General features: G+C 60.4%; 17 protein-coding genes. 7 read left to right on the top strand and 10 right to left on the bottom strand.

The window, feature by feature from the left end:
• Positions 1 to 20 precede the first annotated feature (20 nt).
• From J3A65_RS11940 to lgt, 4 genes are all read right to left on the bottom strand, one after another.
• The gene (locus J3A65_RS11940; protein WP_209901362.1) at positions 21 to 1,172 is read right to left on the bottom strand and encodes a Xaa-Pro peptidase family protein; all 1,152 of its coding nucleotides are present in this window, start codon (positions 1,170 to 1,172) and stop codon (positions 21 to 23) included.
• 18 nt (positions 1,173 to 1,190) lie between these two features.
• Entirely contained in the window at positions 1,191 to 1,982 is a 792-nt protein-coding gene (gene pgeF, locus J3A65_RS11935) for a peptidoglycan editing factor PgeF (RefSeq protein ID WP_184653541.1), read from the bottom strand.
• Positions 1,983 to 2,109: 127 nt separating this feature from the next.
• The gene (locus tag J3A65_RS11930) at positions 2,110 to 3,225 is read right to left on the bottom strand and encodes a class I SAM-dependent methyltransferase (protein WP_209901360.1); all 1,116 of its coding nucleotides are present in this window, start codon (positions 3,223 to 3,225) and stop codon (positions 2,110 to 2,112) included.
• Between the two features lie 7 nt (positions 3,226 to 3,232).
• The gene (lgt, locus tag J3A65_RS11925; protein ID WP_062457920.1) at positions 3,233 to 4,051 is read right to left on the bottom strand and encodes a prolipoprotein diacylglyceryl transferase; all 819 of its coding nucleotides are present in this window, start codon (positions 4,049 to 4,051) and stop codon (positions 3,233 to 3,235) included.
• A gap of 234 nt (positions 4,052 to 4,285) precedes the next feature.
• Here lgt and J3A65_RS11920 point away from each other — a divergent pair, with 234 nt between their 5' ends.
• The 4 genes from J3A65_RS11920 (at position 4,286) to J3A65_RS11905 (ending at position 6,769) form a co-directional block, all read left to right on the top strand.
• Positions 4,286 to 4,570: an accessory factor UbiK family protein gene (locus J3A65_RS11920; RefSeq protein ID WP_062455813.1), complete on the top strand. Its 285-nt coding sequence runs from the start codon at positions 4,286 to 4,288 to the stop codon at positions 4,568 to 4,570.
• 537 nt (positions 4,571 to 5,107) lie between these two features.
• The gene (locus tag J3A65_RS11915) at positions 5,108 to 5,608 is read left to right on the top strand and encodes a YbjN domain-containing protein (RefSeq protein WP_062455815.1); all 501 of its coding nucleotides are present in this window, start codon (positions 5,108 to 5,110) and stop codon (positions 5,606 to 5,608) included.
• Positions 5,608 to 6,423, top strand: a complete 816-nt coding sequence (gene proC, locus J3A65_RS11910; RefSeq protein WP_209901358.1) for a pyrroline-5-carboxylate reductase — start codon at positions 5,608 to 5,610, stop codon at positions 6,421 to 6,423. Before J3A65_RS11915 ends, proC begins: the two co-directional genes overlap by 1 nt.
• Before the next feature lie 4 nt (positions 6,424 to 6,427).
• Positions 6,428 to 6,769 carry a tRNA-binding protein gene (locus tag J3A65_RS11905; RefSeq protein WP_209901356.1) on the top strand — a complete coding sequence of 114 codons (342 nt, stop codon included), beginning with the start codon at positions 6,428 to 6,430 and terminating at the stop codon, positions 6,767 to 6,769.
• Between the two features lie 92 nt (positions 6,770 to 6,861).
• Here the strand turns inward: J3A65_RS11905 and J3A65_RS11900 are convergent, their stop codons facing one another.
• Genes J3A65_RS11900 through J3A65_RS11890 form a run of 3 tightly spaced genes read right to left on the bottom strand, consistent with a single transcriptional unit; the run spans position 6,862 to position 9,469 of the window.
• A complete protein-coding gene (locus J3A65_RS11900; RefSeq protein WP_174196440.1) occupies positions 6,862 to 8,241 on the bottom strand; it encodes an ATP-binding protein in 1,380 nt (459 codons plus the stop codon).
• Between the two features lie 39 nt (positions 8,242 to 8,280).
• On the bottom strand, positions 8,281 to 8,979 hold the full coding sequence (locus tag J3A65_RS11895; protein ID WP_062455827.1) for a response regulator: 699 nt from the start codon (positions 8,977 to 8,979) through the stop codon (positions 8,281 to 8,283).
• A 13-nt stretch (positions 8,980 to 8,992) separates the two neighbouring features.
• Complete coding sequence (locus J3A65_RS11890; RefSeq protein WP_092660392.1) at positions 8,993 to 9,469, bottom strand: MarR family transcriptional regulator; 477 nt, start codon at positions 9,467 to 9,469, stop codon at positions 8,993 to 8,995.
• Between the two features lie 264 nt (positions 9,470 to 9,733).
• On the opposite strand from J3A65_RS11890, the gene J3A65_RS11885 reads away from it, so the two are divergent.
• Positions 9,734 to 9,928: a hypothetical protein gene (locus J3A65_RS11885; RefSeq protein WP_062455833.1), complete on the top strand. Its 195-nt coding sequence runs from the start codon at positions 9,734 to 9,736 to the stop codon at positions 9,926 to 9,928.
• Between the two features lie 68 nt (positions 9,929 to 9,996).
• Entirely contained in the window at positions 9,997 to 10,644 is a 648-nt protein-coding gene (locus J3A65_RS11880) for an MBL fold metallo-hydrolase (protein ID WP_209901354.1), read from the top strand.
• Positions 10,645 to 10,722: 78 nt separating this feature from the next.
• On the opposite strand, the gene J3A65_RS11875 is transcribed toward J3A65_RS11880, so the two are convergent.
• A complete protein-coding gene (locus J3A65_RS11875) occupies positions 10,723 to 10,938 on the bottom strand; it encodes a cold-shock protein (RefSeq protein WP_006725577.1) in 216 nt (71 codons plus the stop codon).
• Between the two features lie 478 nt (positions 10,939 to 11,416).
• Positions 11,417 to 12,358, bottom strand: coding sequence for an EAL domain-containing protein (locus J3A65_RS11870; protein ID WP_209901351.1), 942 nt, complete (start codon positions 12,356 to 12,358; stop codon positions 11,417 to 11,419).
• A 220-nt stretch (positions 12,359 to 12,578) separates the two neighbouring features.
• Between J3A65_RS11870 and J3A65_RS11865 the strand changes: the two genes are divergently transcribed.
• Entirely contained in the window at positions 12,579 to 13,781 is a 1,203-nt protein-coding gene (locus J3A65_RS11865; RefSeq protein ID WP_209901349.1) for a pyridoxal phosphate-dependent aminotransferase, read from the top strand.
• A 134-nt stretch (positions 13,782 to 13,915) separates the two neighbouring features.
• On the opposite strand, the gene J3A65_RS11860 is transcribed toward J3A65_RS11865, so the two are convergent.
• On the bottom strand, positions 13,916 to 15,136 hold the full coding sequence (locus tag J3A65_RS11860) for a PQQ-dependent sugar dehydrogenase (RefSeq protein WP_209901347.1): 1,221 nt from the start codon (positions 15,134 to 15,136) through the stop codon (positions 13,916 to 13,918).
• Between the last annotated feature and the right edge of the window lie 23 nt (positions 15,137 to 15,159).

Genomic DNA, 15,159 nt, shown 5'->3' with positions numbered 1-15,159 from the left:
TGTCAATGATCGCGGGCTTCTCAGCCCTGGATAAGGTCGAGAGCATGACGTGAAAGCGGCTGGGGAGCGCCTTCCGTCGTCAGATAGGTCTGGCCGAGCGTCATGGCCGCGCCGCTGTCGCTGTCCATGATGATCATGTGCACGAACAGTGTCATGCCGGGCAGGATCTCCTGCGGGTTGCCGAAGTGGAACATCTGGTGCTCCATCCAGGACGGCGAGAAGCGGGCGCCCAGCGAATAGCCGCAGGCATTCAGACGGTGACGGGAGAGGCCGCGTTCGTCGAGGATCCTGGCATGGGTGTCGAATACGTCCCCGAATGTATGACCTGGAGACAGAACCTCCTCGATCGCCCGGATCGTCTCAAGGCAGGCCTTGTAGAGTTCCTTGTGGCGCGGCGATGGATCACCGACGAGCGCGGTGCGCATCATCGCGACGTGATAGTGGGCGGCCGTGCCGGCCCATTCGAGCGTCAGCTGGTCGGTGGCATCGAGCTTGCGGCGACCGGCTTTGTAACGGCACAGAAGCGCATCCTCGCCGGAACCGATGATGAATTCGTTGGCGGGATAATCGCCGCCGCCGGAAAACACCGCGCCCTGCATCGCCGCGAGGATATCGGCCTCGTCGCCGCCGGACTTGATCAGCGGCAGAGCGGCGTCGAGCGCATCGTCCGCCAGTTCGGCGGCGCGTTGCACATGGGCGATCTCGGCCGCGCTTTTGACGAGGCGCAGCCGGCTGACCAGATAGGATGCGTCACTGAGCTGGCCGAAATTGGTGAGCTGGTTGTCGAGCAGGCGCGCGATGCGGCCGGTCATGCCATGCGTGTCGTATTCGACGCCGATCTTTGCGCCGAGCAGATCGAGTTCGCTCAAGAGGTTCTTGAGATCCAGCGTCGGATCGGCATTCACCCGGTCGACCCAGACGACGATGTTTTCGATGATCGAGGTCTGGCGGGCCTGGCGAAGGTCGGCAGAGCGCGTGAGCAGCGTCATCGAGCCATCCGCCTTCACGACCAGCGTCTGGAAGAAGCAGTAGCCGAACGTGTCGTAGCCGGTCAGCCAGTACATGCTTTCCTGCGCAAACAGCAGGATGGCATCGAGCTTTTCCTCGGCCATCTTCGTCGTCAGGCGGGCGAGGCGATCGGCATATTCCGATCTGTCGAAGTGCAGAGCCATGGTAGTCCTCCCGAACTTTTATTGCTGAAGCGCGATGGCTGAAATCTGGCGGCCGTAATCCGGCTCTTGGTCATGCGTCGTGCGGCGATAGGAAAAGAAGCGTTCCCGATCCGGGTAGGTGTCGAGGCCGAGGTTCTCAGCGGCGACGCCTGCCGCCTTCAGTCGCGACATGGTGAGAGCGGGCAGATCGAACATCGAATGCTGCGGCTTTGGAGACGGCGTGAAGAAGGCTGCGTATTCGGGGTTCACTCCGAGGAAGCGTTCCACGAATTCCGGGCCGACCTCGTAGCTGTCAGGGCCGATCGAGGGTCCGAGAACGGCCACGATCTTTTCCCTTTCAGCACCGAGCGACACCATCGCGTCGATCGTGTTTTCGAGCACGCCTGTCAGCGCGCCCTTCCAGCCGGCGTGGGCCGCGCCGATCACGCCATTGTCGCCATCGGCAAACAGGATGGGGCCGCAATCGGCAGACAGGACGCCGATCACGACGCCGGGCGTGGCCGCGACCATCGCATCGACCTGCGGGCGCTCGCCTGAATAGGCGGCATCGACCACGACCACATCGGGCGAATGGACCTGATGGACGGTTGCGAGCTTTTCGAGCGGCAGATCGAACCAGGCCGCGACCCGCCGGCGGTTTTCCAGAACGAGCGTCTGATCGTCTTTCGACCCGACACCGACATTGAGGCCGGCGTAGATTCCGTCCGAAACGCCGCCCTTTCGCGTGAAGAAGCCGTGGCGGATTTTGGCGCCGGCTGCTGCGTTCAAGACTGCGCTTTCGATCGGCGTCGGCGAGGCGTTCTCCGGCATCGGTTTATCCACCCTGCTGATTTTGTTGGTTTTTGCGTGATGCACCGTCGGCGGCACTCGCTGCTTCGATTGGGCGCGAGATTGGCGCAAGCCGATAGCGTGTGTCAATCCGCCCGGACGTGCTCTTTCAGTCGACCGGACGGAAGGGCATCAGATTGACCGCGGAGCCCGAGACGGCGATGACCTTGAAAAGCTCGCCCATCTTGCCCGCACCTTCGCCGGCAAGACGATCGACGGCAGCTGCTATCAACCGCTGTTCGGACGGTTCCTTGTCGCGCGCCAAGGCCGAGGCCCGTTCGGCAAGGCCGAGGCCATAGAGGAATTCGCCCTGATGGAGGCCGCCGTTCAGGTGGATGCCGGACGCCAGGGCGACCTTGGCGAGATCTTCGAAATCGACGTGGCTGGTGAGATCCGCCTCGCCGGGGCTGGCAAGCGGCGGGTCATAGTCGTGGTTCTTTACGGCCTGCAGCGTATCGCCGAAACTGGTGACCATATGGCCGTAGTCGATGACGAGCGCACTGCCGCCGAAATGCCTTAGCCTTTCGCAGAGCGTCTGCATGACGGCCTGGCGGGCAGGGGCGAATTCGAAGATCGTGCCTTCCGGGATGGAAGCGACGGGGGCCGGCAGGAGGACCGGATCGAGCGTGGCGATGCCGGCGACGTAGGACAGCTCGTCCTCCGGGCCGAGGCCCACCAGCCTTTCCCGAAAACCGGTCGGTGTCCGAACGAACTGGCGGATCGGGATCGCGTCGAACAGTTCGTTGGCGGCGATCAGGGTGAACCCTTCCGGCACGTCTTCGAAACTATCGTGCCACGAAATCTTGGTCGAATAGGCCTCGAGCGTGACGCGCTGAACGCCGCGAAGGCGTTCGCTGGTTTCGACCAGATGGACACGCAGGCCGTCCATCAGGGATGGTGCGATGCGCTGGATGACGCGCAGCATGTCGGACATCATCGTGCCGCGGCCGGGACCGATCTCGACCAGGCGCACATCGCCCGGGCTACCCTGGCGCTGCCAGGCGTGGACCATGAAAATGCCGACCATTTCGCCGAACAGCTGGCTGATCTCCGGCGCGGTGACGAAATCGCCATGCCGGCCGAAAGGTTCGCGGGTGCGGTAGTAGCCGAATTCCGGATCGGCAAGGCAGAGCGCGAAATAGTCGGTGACGCTGATCGGTCCGCTGGCGCGGATCAGCGTCTTGATCTTTTCGGCAAGGGGCGTGGTTACTTCTGGGCTGTTCACGGGTGCCTCACACTTTCGCCGCGGAGGCGACGCGAGCCCGCGTGATCGCCCAGATGCCAACAGCAACCATCGGTAGTGATAGCACCATGCCCATCGTTAGCCAATTGGTGCCGAGCAAATAGCCGAGCTGCACATCCGGTTCGCGGAAGAACTCGACAAAAATTCGGCAGAGCCCGTAGCCGAGGACGAACGCGCCGCAGATGGTGCCGGGTACACGAAGGGCCTTGAAACGATAGATCAGGAGTGCCAGCACCAGAAGCAGGATGATGCCTTCCAGGCCTGCTTCATAGAGTTGGCTCGGATGGCGGGCGAACGGGCCACCGGTCGGGAAGACGACAGCCCATGGTGCATCGCTCAACCGTCCCCAGAGTTCGCCGTTGACGAAATTGGCGATGCGGCCGAACAGCAGGCCGAACGGCACGACGGCGGCGACGATGTCGAACATGCTCCAGACCGGAATGGCATGACGGCGGGCAAACACGATCATCGCAATTGTCGCGCCAAGGAAGCCGCCATGGAAGGACATGCCGCCGTTCCAGATCTCGATCGCGCGGATCGGGTTTTCCAGGATCGGGCCGAGATCGTAAAACAGGATGTAGCCGATGCGGCCGCCAAGGACGACGCCTGCCGCGATCCAGACGAGGAAGTCGTCGAGATGGACCGCGGTCATCGGGGCCTGACCGTTGGGCCACAGTGACGCGTTTGCGGTCAGCTTGCGGGCGTAAAGCCAGCCCAGCATGATACCGGCAACATAGGCGAGGCCATACCAGTGTACCGCAAGCGGCCCCAAGGAGAACGCGACCGGATTTATCTCGGGAAATGGCATGAGAGCAAAAAAATGAAGCGCTTCGTACAAATTACAGGTGTCTCGCTTACTCACAGTCGTGTGAAAAGATGGACTTGGGGACATCGCCGGTCAAGATGAATCTCAATCTGAGACGCGCGCAACAGTGGATGACGCTTGCAACGCGGCGACCCAAGCCCTACTTCAGATCCCATAGGACAAACACAGGCCGATATCGGGCCGATATCGCTGCCGATGGCAAGGAGACGGAACCTCATGTCGACCGGAACGAACCGCATATTCGACGATTTCGCACGGCTGATGACGGACGCTGCCGGCGCTGCACAGGGTGTGCGCAAGGAAGTAGAGACGGCTTTCCATGCCCAGGCGGAACGGTTCCTTAACAACATGGATCTGGTCAAGCGGGAAGAATTCGAAGCCGTTCGCGAGATGGCTGCCCGCGCTCGCGACGAGAATGTTGCGCTAAAGGCCCGTCTCGATGCGCTTGAGGCAAAATTCGGCCAGAGCCAGAGCCACGACCAGGGCCAGTCAGGTCAGTAGGCCACTTCAGATCCGGCCATAAACTGTGGCCCCTCAGGGGATTCGCAATCTCCGTTTGAGATCGCCGTCAAAGTCCAGCGCCAAAAGCCTGCGCGGCGATCTTTCCCAGCCTATTCGCGATTGAGCGTCATCGCGTCTAATCGGCACAGTCAGGCGTCTGTTTTGCCTCGCCAAATCCCCATGAATTTACAAAAATTAAGCCCTGTGGACACTCTTAAAAAAGCCAGCGTCCAGAGTCATTTAACCATCCGTTCTGATCTCATGCGCGAACCGTTTTCGGGGTTCAATCCACGGAAATCGGCATTCAGGGGATGGCAGCCGGACTCCGTCTAGCTACACTGATTTTACACGATGATTCGAAACGAGCCGGTGAGCTTCCGGTGGTGACCGATAGGTTACCGACGAGGCTGAAGGTAAGCTCCAGACAGGGTAACTCAGTTATTCTGGCGGCGACGAGCGATCATCGAAATGTAGTTCCGGTTAAGTGTTGGCGCGTTCCGCTCGAATTCGCATTCATTCCGGTCAAAAAGGTGCCGCATGAGCCTCATGGAATTGAACGTTGAGCGACAGTCGAACCCGGTGGACATGATCGAGTTCGTCGCAGCTTCCAACGATTGGACATTCGAACGGTCCGGCGAAGACGAGATCGCCATGACCGTGGAGGGTCGGTGGACGGACTACCACGTGTCCTTCTCCTGGATGGAGGAGTTCGAAGCGCTGCATCTCGCCTGTGCCTTCGATCTGAAGATCCCCGATATTCGTGTGAACGAGGTCATCCGGCTTCTGTCCTACGTGAACGGCCAGACGCTGATGGGGCATTTCGACCTGTGGCGTCAGGAGGACGTGGTGATTTTCCGCCAGTCGCTTCTGCTGGCCGGCGGTGCCGAGCCCACGAACCAGCAGGTCGAGGTTCTGTTTTCCAGCGCGCTTGATGCCTGCGAGGCCTATTATCAGGCGTTCCAGTTCGTCGTCTGGTCCGGCATGGAAGCGAAGGCTGCCATGGATTGCGTTCTGTTCGAGACGGTCGGCGAGGCTTGATGGCGTTGCAGCTGGGTTCGATCGTTCTCGTCGGTGCCGGCAATATGGGCGGCGCCATGCTTTCCGGCTGGTTGAAGAACGGCGTTCCCGGCGCATCCGTCACGGTCGTCGATCCATCGCCTTCAGATGCGATGCGGGCCATGATGTCAGATGCCGGCGCGACACATGTGACTGCAATTCCTGAAGGCATGTCGGCAGACATTCTGTTCCTTGCGGTCAAGCCGCAGCTGATGGATGCCGTCCTGCCGCCATTGAAGCCTCTGGTCGGCGATGCGACGGTCGTCGTGTCGGTCGCGGCCGGCAAGACGCTCTCCTCGATGCAGAGCCATCTCGGCGAGGCTGCGATGGTGCGCGCCATGCCGAATACGCCGGCCATGATCGGCCGCGGCGTGACCGGCGCCTATGCCAATGACAAGGTTTCCACCTCCCAGCGCGACGCCGTGCATGCGCTGCTCAAAGTCAGCGGCCCGGTCGAGTGGGTTTCGAGCGAGGCGGATATCGATGCCGTCACCGCCGTTTCCGGTAGTGGCCCGGCCTATGTCTTCTATCTGGTCGAATGCATGGCGGAGGCCGGGCGCAAGGCCGGTCTTCCCGCTGATCTTGCCATGCGTCTTGCGCGCGAAACCGTATCGGGTGCCGGAGAACTTCTGCACCAGTCGACCGAGGATGCCTCGCGGCTTCGCCAGAACGTGACCTCGCCGGGCGGCACGACGGCTGCGGCCCTCTCCGTGCTGATGGCCGGCGATGGCATGCAGCCGCTGTTCGACAAGGCAATCGAAGCGGCGCGCAGCCGCGCAGAAGAACTGGGACGCTGAGTTCATGTCTGACGAGATAACCTTCGCCGACTTCGAGAAGGTCGATATCCGGGTTGGCACGATCGTCGAGGTCGAGCCGTTTCGGGAAGCCCGCAAGCCGGCCTTCAAGCTGAAGATCGACTTCGGGCCTGACATCGGCGTCAAGAAATCGTCGGCGCAGATTACCGTCCACTATACGCCTGAAACGCTGCTCGGACGCCAGGTGCTGGGCGTCGTCAATTTTCCGCCGCGCCAGATCGGGCCGGTCCGTTCCGAAGTGCTGACGCTTGGCTTTGAAGACGAGAACGGCGCGATCGTTCTGGCTGCCGTCGAGCAGGGCGTTCCAAACGGCAAGAAGATGATGTGATCAGGCGCGAGGGCGTCCTCACCGGACACCTTAGCCGTTTCGCCAACAGTCTCCCTAACTCTCACGTGAGCTCTTTGACTGCCGGCCTTCGGTCAGGCGGGAACGCGAACGATAGCTCTCAAGCCACCGCTCGGACTGTCGTCCAGCGTGACATTGCCGCCATGCGAGCGGGCGATGTCGCGGGCGATCGCGAGGCCGAGGCCGGTTCCGGACGCATCGAGATTGCGGGCCTCGTCGAGCCTGTGGAATGGCTTGAACACATCCTCGCGGGATTGCGCAGGAACGCCCGGGCCGTCGTCATCGAGGGTCAATGTCAGCCACTTGGCGCTGTGGCGCGCATCGATATGCAGGTTGTCTGCGTAGCGCTGGCTGTTTGAGACGAGGTTTCCGAGCAGGCGGTTGAAGGCGTTCGGCCTGACGGCGATCTCGTCGTCGCCCTCGATGTGGTAGGTGAGGATCTGCCCGTGCAGGCTGAAGCTCGCGCGGAATTTCTCGAGAAGCTCGCTCAGATACAGCGTACCGAAATCCTCCTCGGCCTCGCCCTTGGCAAACGCCAGGTAGCCTTCCAGCATGGACTGCATGTCTTCGACATCCTGTTCCATGCCGGCGAGTTCCGGCTTGTTGCCGGCAAGCGCCAGCTGCAGTTTGAAGCGGGTGAGGATGGTGCGAAGGTCGTGGCTGATGCCGGCCAGCATCGCGGTGCGCTGCTCCATCTGCCGTTCGAGCCGTTCGCGCATCTGGATGAAGGCAAGGCCTGCGCGCCTTACCTCGTCTGCGCCGCGCGGCGAAAAGCCTTCGGTCTTTTGTCCCTTGCCGAAACTTTCCGCCGCCTGGGCAAGTCTCAGGATCGGGCGGATCTGGCCGCGCAGGAACAGGATCGAAATCACCACCAGCACGAAGGCGGTGCCGATCATCCAGATCAGGAAGATGTGGGTGTTGGACGCGTAGGTAGAGCCGCGTCTGGCAAACACCCGCAGCACCCGTTCGTCCATTTTTACGCGGATCTCGACGAGCCGACTGTCGCCTACCGTATCGATCCAGAACGGCATGCGGATCTGACTGCTCAACTGTTCGGCAAGAATGTTGTCGAGGATCGCGAAGAAGGGGCGCTGGCGGGGCGGCGGCAGCTGGCCGTTCTCCTCGATTGCAATCGTCAGGCCGAGAGAGCTGTCGGCGATGCGGCTGACTTCGTTGTAGTTGCTGTCCTGCGGATAACTGCGGATGATCTCGATAATGGCGGCGATGTCGCGAACGGTGCCTTCAGACAGGCGCTCTGTCACCATGCGCCAGTGGCGTTCCATGAACACCGCGGCGACGACTGTCTGGAGCAGGAGCATTGGGAGAATGACGATCAGCAGCGAACGGGTGTAGAGGCCCGTCGGCAGCCAGCGACGCAGCCAGCGCGTGAACGGACGCCAACCGGGGAGGGTAAACCGGCTGGTCTCTCGCTTCAGCGTGTTGAAAATTGCCATTCGCCGCCCGTTATCGTCCTGTCGTCGGTCTCTTGTGCATCAGTCGATACTCAGCCTGTACCCGATGCCACGCACGGTCTGGAGATAGACCGGGTTGGCGGGGTCTTCTTCGATCTTACGACGCAGCCGGTTGATCTGCACGTCGATTGTGCGCTCGCCGACATCCGTATCGTCCCCGATCAGTTCGTGGCGGGGGATCGTTTCGCCGGCGCGCAAGGCAAACAGCATCATGATTTCCTGTTCGCGGTCGGTCAGGCGGATCGTCTCGGCCGCCTTGCGCAGTTCCTTGCGCGGGATCGAGAAGGTGAACGGACCAAACATGATCTGCTCGATCTTGGGTGCATCGGCCGAGCTGCTGCGGCGCAGGATGTTGTTGATGCGCAGGACCAGTTCGCGCGGATCGAAGGGTTTGGACAGGTAATCGTCGGCACCTGCCTCGAGACCGGCGATGCGCGATTCTGCCTCGACCCGTGCCGTCAGGAGGATGACCGGGGTGGTCTTCTTTTCATAAAGCGACTGGGTGAGCGACAGGCCTGTTTCGCCCGGCATCATCACGTCGAGAATGATGAGGTCGAAATGCAGTCCTTCCAACTTGCGCCGCGCTTCGGCGGCATCTCCCGCGACCGTGATGCGGAAACCCTGCTCCACCAGATAGCGGTTGAGGAGATCGCGGATGCGGGTGTCGTCGTCGACAACGAGAAGGTGAGGGGCGTCGTCCAAAAGCGGTGTATTGGTCATCTGTCTGTCCCGGTCAGATATCCTGACTGATGTCGATATCAGAAATCACGAGGTTCGGGTCACGTCCACGCATCCGTTGAAGGAAAAGGGTTACGCTTTCCCGCATCCCGGGGGTGAAGTCTTCCATGGCGCGTGCGATACGCTTGGATTGCGGCTCGCACAGGGCCAGCGCCAGTTCGCGGCCGGCAAGGGTCGGATAGAGGCGGCGCTGTCTGCGATCCTTGGCCCCGGCCATCTGCCGGATATAGCCAGTCTCGATCAACTGCTTCAGGACGCGGGCGAGGCTCTGCTTGGTAATCTGCAACAGATCGAGAAGATCCGTCACCATCATCCCCGGCTGGCGGCAGACGAAATAGACAACCCGATGGTGGGCACGGCCCATGCCGATCTTCGCCAGGATAGCGTCCGGATCGGACACGAAGTCGCGATAGGCAAAGAAGAACAGCTCGATCGCTTCGAAATCGATCTGGCCCTCGTCGACCACGGGCATCTGTGGCGGGACTTTCTTGACGGCTTTTCCCGTCGCTGCAGGCGGCACGCCGTTTCCTTTCGCTCGCTACGTCTTCATCGTGTGAAGCTGTTTAACGTAATCCTTTTGCGCTGTCGCCCGTGATAAATCGCTCTGGCGGTCAAAATTCGACCGGTTGTGTTGCTTTCAGGGAGAACACGCACTTTCTTTTGCGCGCACGACTTGTCCGGCGGAACCTTTATCCCCAAGCGCCATTATTCCCAGCGAACGACTGGAGATTATTCAATGAACGCGCACACTTATTCCGCAATGCCGCCGATCGAGCTGAACCAGACCAAGGCCGAAGCTCATCCGCTGCGCCCGGTCTTCATCACGGTGATTGCGCTGAAAGTCGTCGTCTCGGCATTTCTGCTGGCGACTGTTTCGCTGGCTCCGCCGGTTGCTGCCGAAGGCACGTATCTGGCCGCCGCTATCAACTGATTTTGAGGCTGTCATCGGCACGCCTTCCGGCTATGAAGAACGACAACGTTCAGGGCAGGACAGGCATTATGGGTCGATTGCAGGCAAGCGTCATTCCGGTGACGCCATTTCAACAAAACTGTACCGTCTTCTTTGACGACGATACAAAGACAGGCGTCATTGTCGACCCAGGCGGTGACATCGGGGTTATTCTGGACCTCGTGCGCAAAAGTGGCATTACCCTTTCCGAGATCTGGCTGACCCACGGGCATATCGATCATGCCGGAGGTGCCGACGAACTTCGTGAGGTGCTGGGCATTCCTGTCGTCGGACCCCACCGCGACGATCTTCCCCTTCTTGAAAACCTTGAAAAGCAGGCTCAGATGTTCGGTGTCGACGACGACGTCCGCAACGTCGTGCCTGATCGGTTTCTTGACGAAGGCGAAACAGTCTCGTTCGGCGAGCATGTGTTCGAGGTTTTTCATTGTCCGGGACATTCGCCCGGTCACGTCATCTTCTACAACAGAGATAACGCCTTCGCACATCTTGGTGACGTCCTGTTTGCCGGGTCGGTCGGACGGACTGATCTACCCGGAGGCGATCACGCGACCCTGATGGACTCGATCCGCACCAAGGTTCTGCCGCTGGGAGACGAGGTAGGTTTTCTCTGCGGTCATGGACCGGGAAGCCGGATCGGCGACGAGCGCCGCAGCAATCCATTCCTGAAGGGCCTGTAACCGGCAACCGGTATCACGGGCATAAAAAAACCCGGCATCACTGCCGGGCTCCAACTGGAATGAGCGAGCTTTTGAAGCTCAACCGGAGATCTGCAGATTGACGGCCTTGGGGCCTTTTCCGCGACGATCCGGTTCCGTGTCGAAGCTTACTTTCTGGTTTTCAGTCAGCCCGGACAGGCCGGAAGCCTGTACGGCGGAGATATGAACGAAGATATCGGCGCCACCGTTGTCTGGTTTGATAAAGCCGAATCCCTTGTCCGTATTGAAGAATTTCACAGTGCCAGTCTCGGCCATGCAGCAGGTCCTTTTCCTTCTGTCCGTGTTCAGCGGCGGACAGCATCAGAGTGTGCCCTTACGGGCGGCGGCAGGCAGCTTTAAGAAAGGGTCCCTGTGTTTACCGCGGCGACTGGCAGATAAGGTATAAAACCAAGCCCCCAGTTCCCGCCCGAAGTCTTGGCGCCTTCGGAGCGCGTCATTATAGGTCTTCCCATGCTCGTAAATTGCCCGAACATGGACAGAGTGCTGTGTTTATCAAAAATTGGCAAGAAAAAGTTTTTTGAAAGGCAGGCCCGTTCCAGCCTGCCTCATTTGGCCAAAAGCGCTGCAAATGAGGGCTTTGCGCATGGTCCGAAGGACGTTGGATGGGCAACGGATCGCTGGCGATGCTTCGCCCGATCGGCTCTATGCCTGTTCGCGTCATGTTTGTAGCCGTTTCACAACGTCTACACTCTCTGCGGGAAGTTCCACTGCGAACCGGTGAAGGTGCGGACGGCTAGCTGCCTTGATGTCTGCGGCCGAAGGTTTTCATCCGCTTGAGAGGGGTGGCCGACGGAAACGGGGCGGCGGCAGAGACGCGAATGGCGGATGCAGGCGAGGGGCTCATATCGAGATCGCCGCCGATCCGCGGCGGGCCGTGTTCCGGGAATGTCCTGTCGAACGTGGTCGGGGCGAGTTCAGGCCGTGCGAGTGCATATCCCTGCACGAGAGACGCGCCGAATTCCTCGCACACCTCCACCTGCCACATTTCCTCCAGTCCTTCGATGATCGGCTCGATCCCGTCATCCAGCATCTGCTGCAGGACGACGCGCAGGAGTGCTGCTCCTGCCGGATTGTCGAGAAAGTCGCGGACCCAGCCGGGTTCGAATTTGACGTAGTCAGGCTTCACCCGCTTGAGAAGCGCCAGATCGGACTCGCCCGCACCGTAATCATCGATCGCCACCTGGAAGCCGATGGCGCGCATGTGGCTGGTGAAGTCGGCGATGACGGCGGCGTTGGTCTCGGCGGTCTGACGGATTTCGCAGACGATCCGGTTGACGGCAAGTCCGGCTTCGTGGCTCGCAAGTTTGATGCGTTCGACTTCGTGGCGCATGTCTTCGGGCGTGCGCACCAGACCCGGCTGGAACTTGACGAAGATCTTCGCCTGGCGTCTGTCGAGCCGGCCGGTGTTGAGAATATGGATCGTCCGGACCATGCTGTCGATATCGGCAACTTCGGCGGGATCAACGAGGCTGAAGAATTCGTGCGGGGGAACGGGCTCTTCGCCACGATAGGCGCGCACGAGCCCGACAAAGGCTTCGATGGTCAGCCGATTGCCGGGTTTCGACGTTCTGAAAATGGGCTGAAGCGCGGATCTGAGAATGAAAGGCCCGTACGCGGTCGACCATGCCCCGTCGTCGCCGCGAACCAGGTTGGCGAAAATGCTTCTCGATGCCATACCCGTACCGTCTCCTGCGCAATTTTGCAGATTGTAGGCGAGACGGGTTACGCGGTCGTAAATACGCGCCCGAAGGTTTTAATCAGCGACATTGATCGCATTCATTCATGCTTTTTTCTTGAAAGGCGCCGGTTCATTCTCCATACAGCTTGAGGCGGCCGCTCGGCGGCGAATGAGCGCACCCCGCCGTAGTGTTCAATCAGCCCAGGACCGAAACGACATGGCCTTTCTTGCCGACGCCCTTTCCCGTGTAAAGCCTTCAGCGACAATCGCTGTTTCCCAGAAAGCTCGCGAACTGAAGGCGAAAGGTCGTGATATTATCGGTCTCGGTGCCGGTGAGCCTGACTTCGACACGCCTGACAATGTCAAGCAGGCGGCGATCGACGCGATCAACCGCGGTGAAACCAAGTACACGCCGGTTTCGGGTATTCCAGAGCTGCGCAAGGCGATCGTCGACAAGTTCAAGCGCGAAAACAACCTCGACTACAAGGTCGAGCAGACCATCGTCGGAACCGGCGGAAAGCAGATTCTGTTCAATGCCTTCATGGCGACGATGAATGCAGGGGATGAAGTGATCATCCCAGCACCCTACTGGGTTTCCTACCCGGAAATGGTCTCGATCTGCGGCGGCACGCCGGTAACGATTTCGACCAAGCAGGAAAACAACTTCAAGCTGACGGCCGAAGAGCTGGAAAGCGTGATCACGCCGAAGACCAAGTGGTTCATCTTCAACTCGCCGTCGAACCCGACGGGCGCTGCCTACAGCGCGGATGAACTCAAGTCGCTGACCGACGTGCTGCTGAAGCATCCGCATGTGTGGATCCTGACCGACGACATGTACGAGCACCTGACCTTCGGCGACTTCAAGTTCGCGACGCCTGTCGAAGTGGAGCCGAAGCTCTACGACCGGACGCTGACGATGAACGGCGTTTCCAAGGCCTATGCGATGACCGGCTGGCGCATCGGCTATGCTGCCGGTCCGATCGAACTGATCAAGGCCATGGACATGATCCAGGGCCAGCAGACCTCGGGCGCATCGTCGATCGCACAGTGGGCGGCTGTCGAGGCGCTCAATGGTCCGCAGGATTTCGTGACCAAGAACAAGGCGATCTTCGAAGGCCGCCGCGATCTCGTCGTGTCGATGCTCAACCAGGCGTCCGGGATTGTTTGCCCGAAGCCTGAAGGCGCATTCTACGTCTATCCGTCCTGCGCCGGCCTGATCGGCAAGACGGCTCCGACCGGCAAAATGATCGAAACGGACGAGGATTTCGTGTCCGAGCTCCTGGAATCGGAAGGTGTCGCCGTGGTTCACGGATCGGCCTTCGGTCTTGGCCCGAACTTCCGCATTTCCTACGCGACGTCGGAAGACATTCTCGAAGAAGCCTGCAAGCGCATCCAGCGCTTCTGCGCAGCCTGCAAGTAAGTTTCGAGACACGAGTTCGATGGGAGAGCCCGGCCAAGCGCCGGGCTTTTTCGTGAGTGGTGGTCCAGTGGAGGGAAGGTCGGGGCGGGCCACGGCTATAGCCCCGACCGAGCCCCTTTTCGAGGATCCTGCGTTTAAGCCTTGGTTAGCTTGACGATCGTCGAGGAGCCGGAGCGGGTTTCGGTGACGGCGTAGACGGCGCCATCGGGGCCGACCTTGACGTCGCGGATGCGGGCCTTGAGCGGAACGTGTTCTTCGTGACTCACCTTGTCGCCATCCATATGCAGGACCACCACGCCCTGGGTTACCAGGCCGCCGACCAGGAATGCGCCCTTCCATTCGGGGATCGCATCGCCATCGTAGAAGGCCATGCCGGAGGGGCCGATGACCGGATCCCAGTAATAGACGGGCTGTTCGGTCTGAGCCTTCTCGGTGATGCCGTCGCCCACCTTGCCGCCGCTATATTCGACGCCGTAGGTAACCTCCGGCCAGCCGTAGTTCTTGCCGGCTTCCGGTCGGTTCAACTCGTCGCCGCCCTTGGGGCCATGTTCGACCGTCCAGAGGCGGCCGTTGCCATCGAGCGCTGCTGACTGGAGATTGCGGTGTCCGTAGGACCAGATTTCCGGTCGCGCTTCGGCCTGATCAACGAATGGATTGTCGGGCAGGGCCTTGCCGTCCATGTCGATGCGGAAGACTTTTCCAAGACCGCTTTTGAGATCCTGTGCCTGGACACGCGGCTCCGGATCGGACCGCTCGCCGACCGTGACATAGAGCTCGTTGTTGGGGCCAAAGGTGAGGCGCGAGCCGAAATGCTTGTTGCCGTCATAGCTTGGCATCTGCTGGAAGATCACCTTGACGTCTTCCAGCTTGCCGCCGCCATCGTCGTTGGCGACGAGCTTGGCGGAGGCGACGGATGTGCCGTTGCCGTCTTCACGCTCTTCTGAGAAGGAGAAGAAGATCATTCCGGATGTTTCGTAGTCCGGTGCGAGCGCCACGTCGAGAAGACCGCCTTGGCCAGCGGACAGGACTTTCGGAACGCCTTCGATCGCAGGGCCGGGCTTGCCGTCCTTGATGATATGCATCGCGCCTTCCTTGGCGGTCACCAGCATGCGGCCATCGGGGAGAAATTCCATAGACCAGATGTGCGGAAGCCCTTCGGCAACGACTTCGGTGGTGATCTTAGGCATAGCCGCCGGCTGCGCTGCGCGGGTCTGACCGGTGAAGGCAGGTTTTTGATCCTTCGCATTTGGAGCGCTTGTTTCAACCGGTTTGCCACTGGTCTGCGCCATCGCGGGAGCGCCGACCAGTGCGAGAGCCAGGGCCGTGCCTGCAAGGAAGATGTTCGTGCGTTTCATGGGTCACCTCCGGACTTTGTCTT

It is taken from the genome of Rhizobium sp. PvP014 (assembly GCF_017876855.1).
Lineage (GTDB): Bacteria > Pseudomonadota > Alphaproteobacteria > Rhizobiales > Rhizobiaceae > Neorhizobium > Neorhizobium soli.
This window is presented reverse-complemented; position numbering and strand designations above follow the sequence as displayed.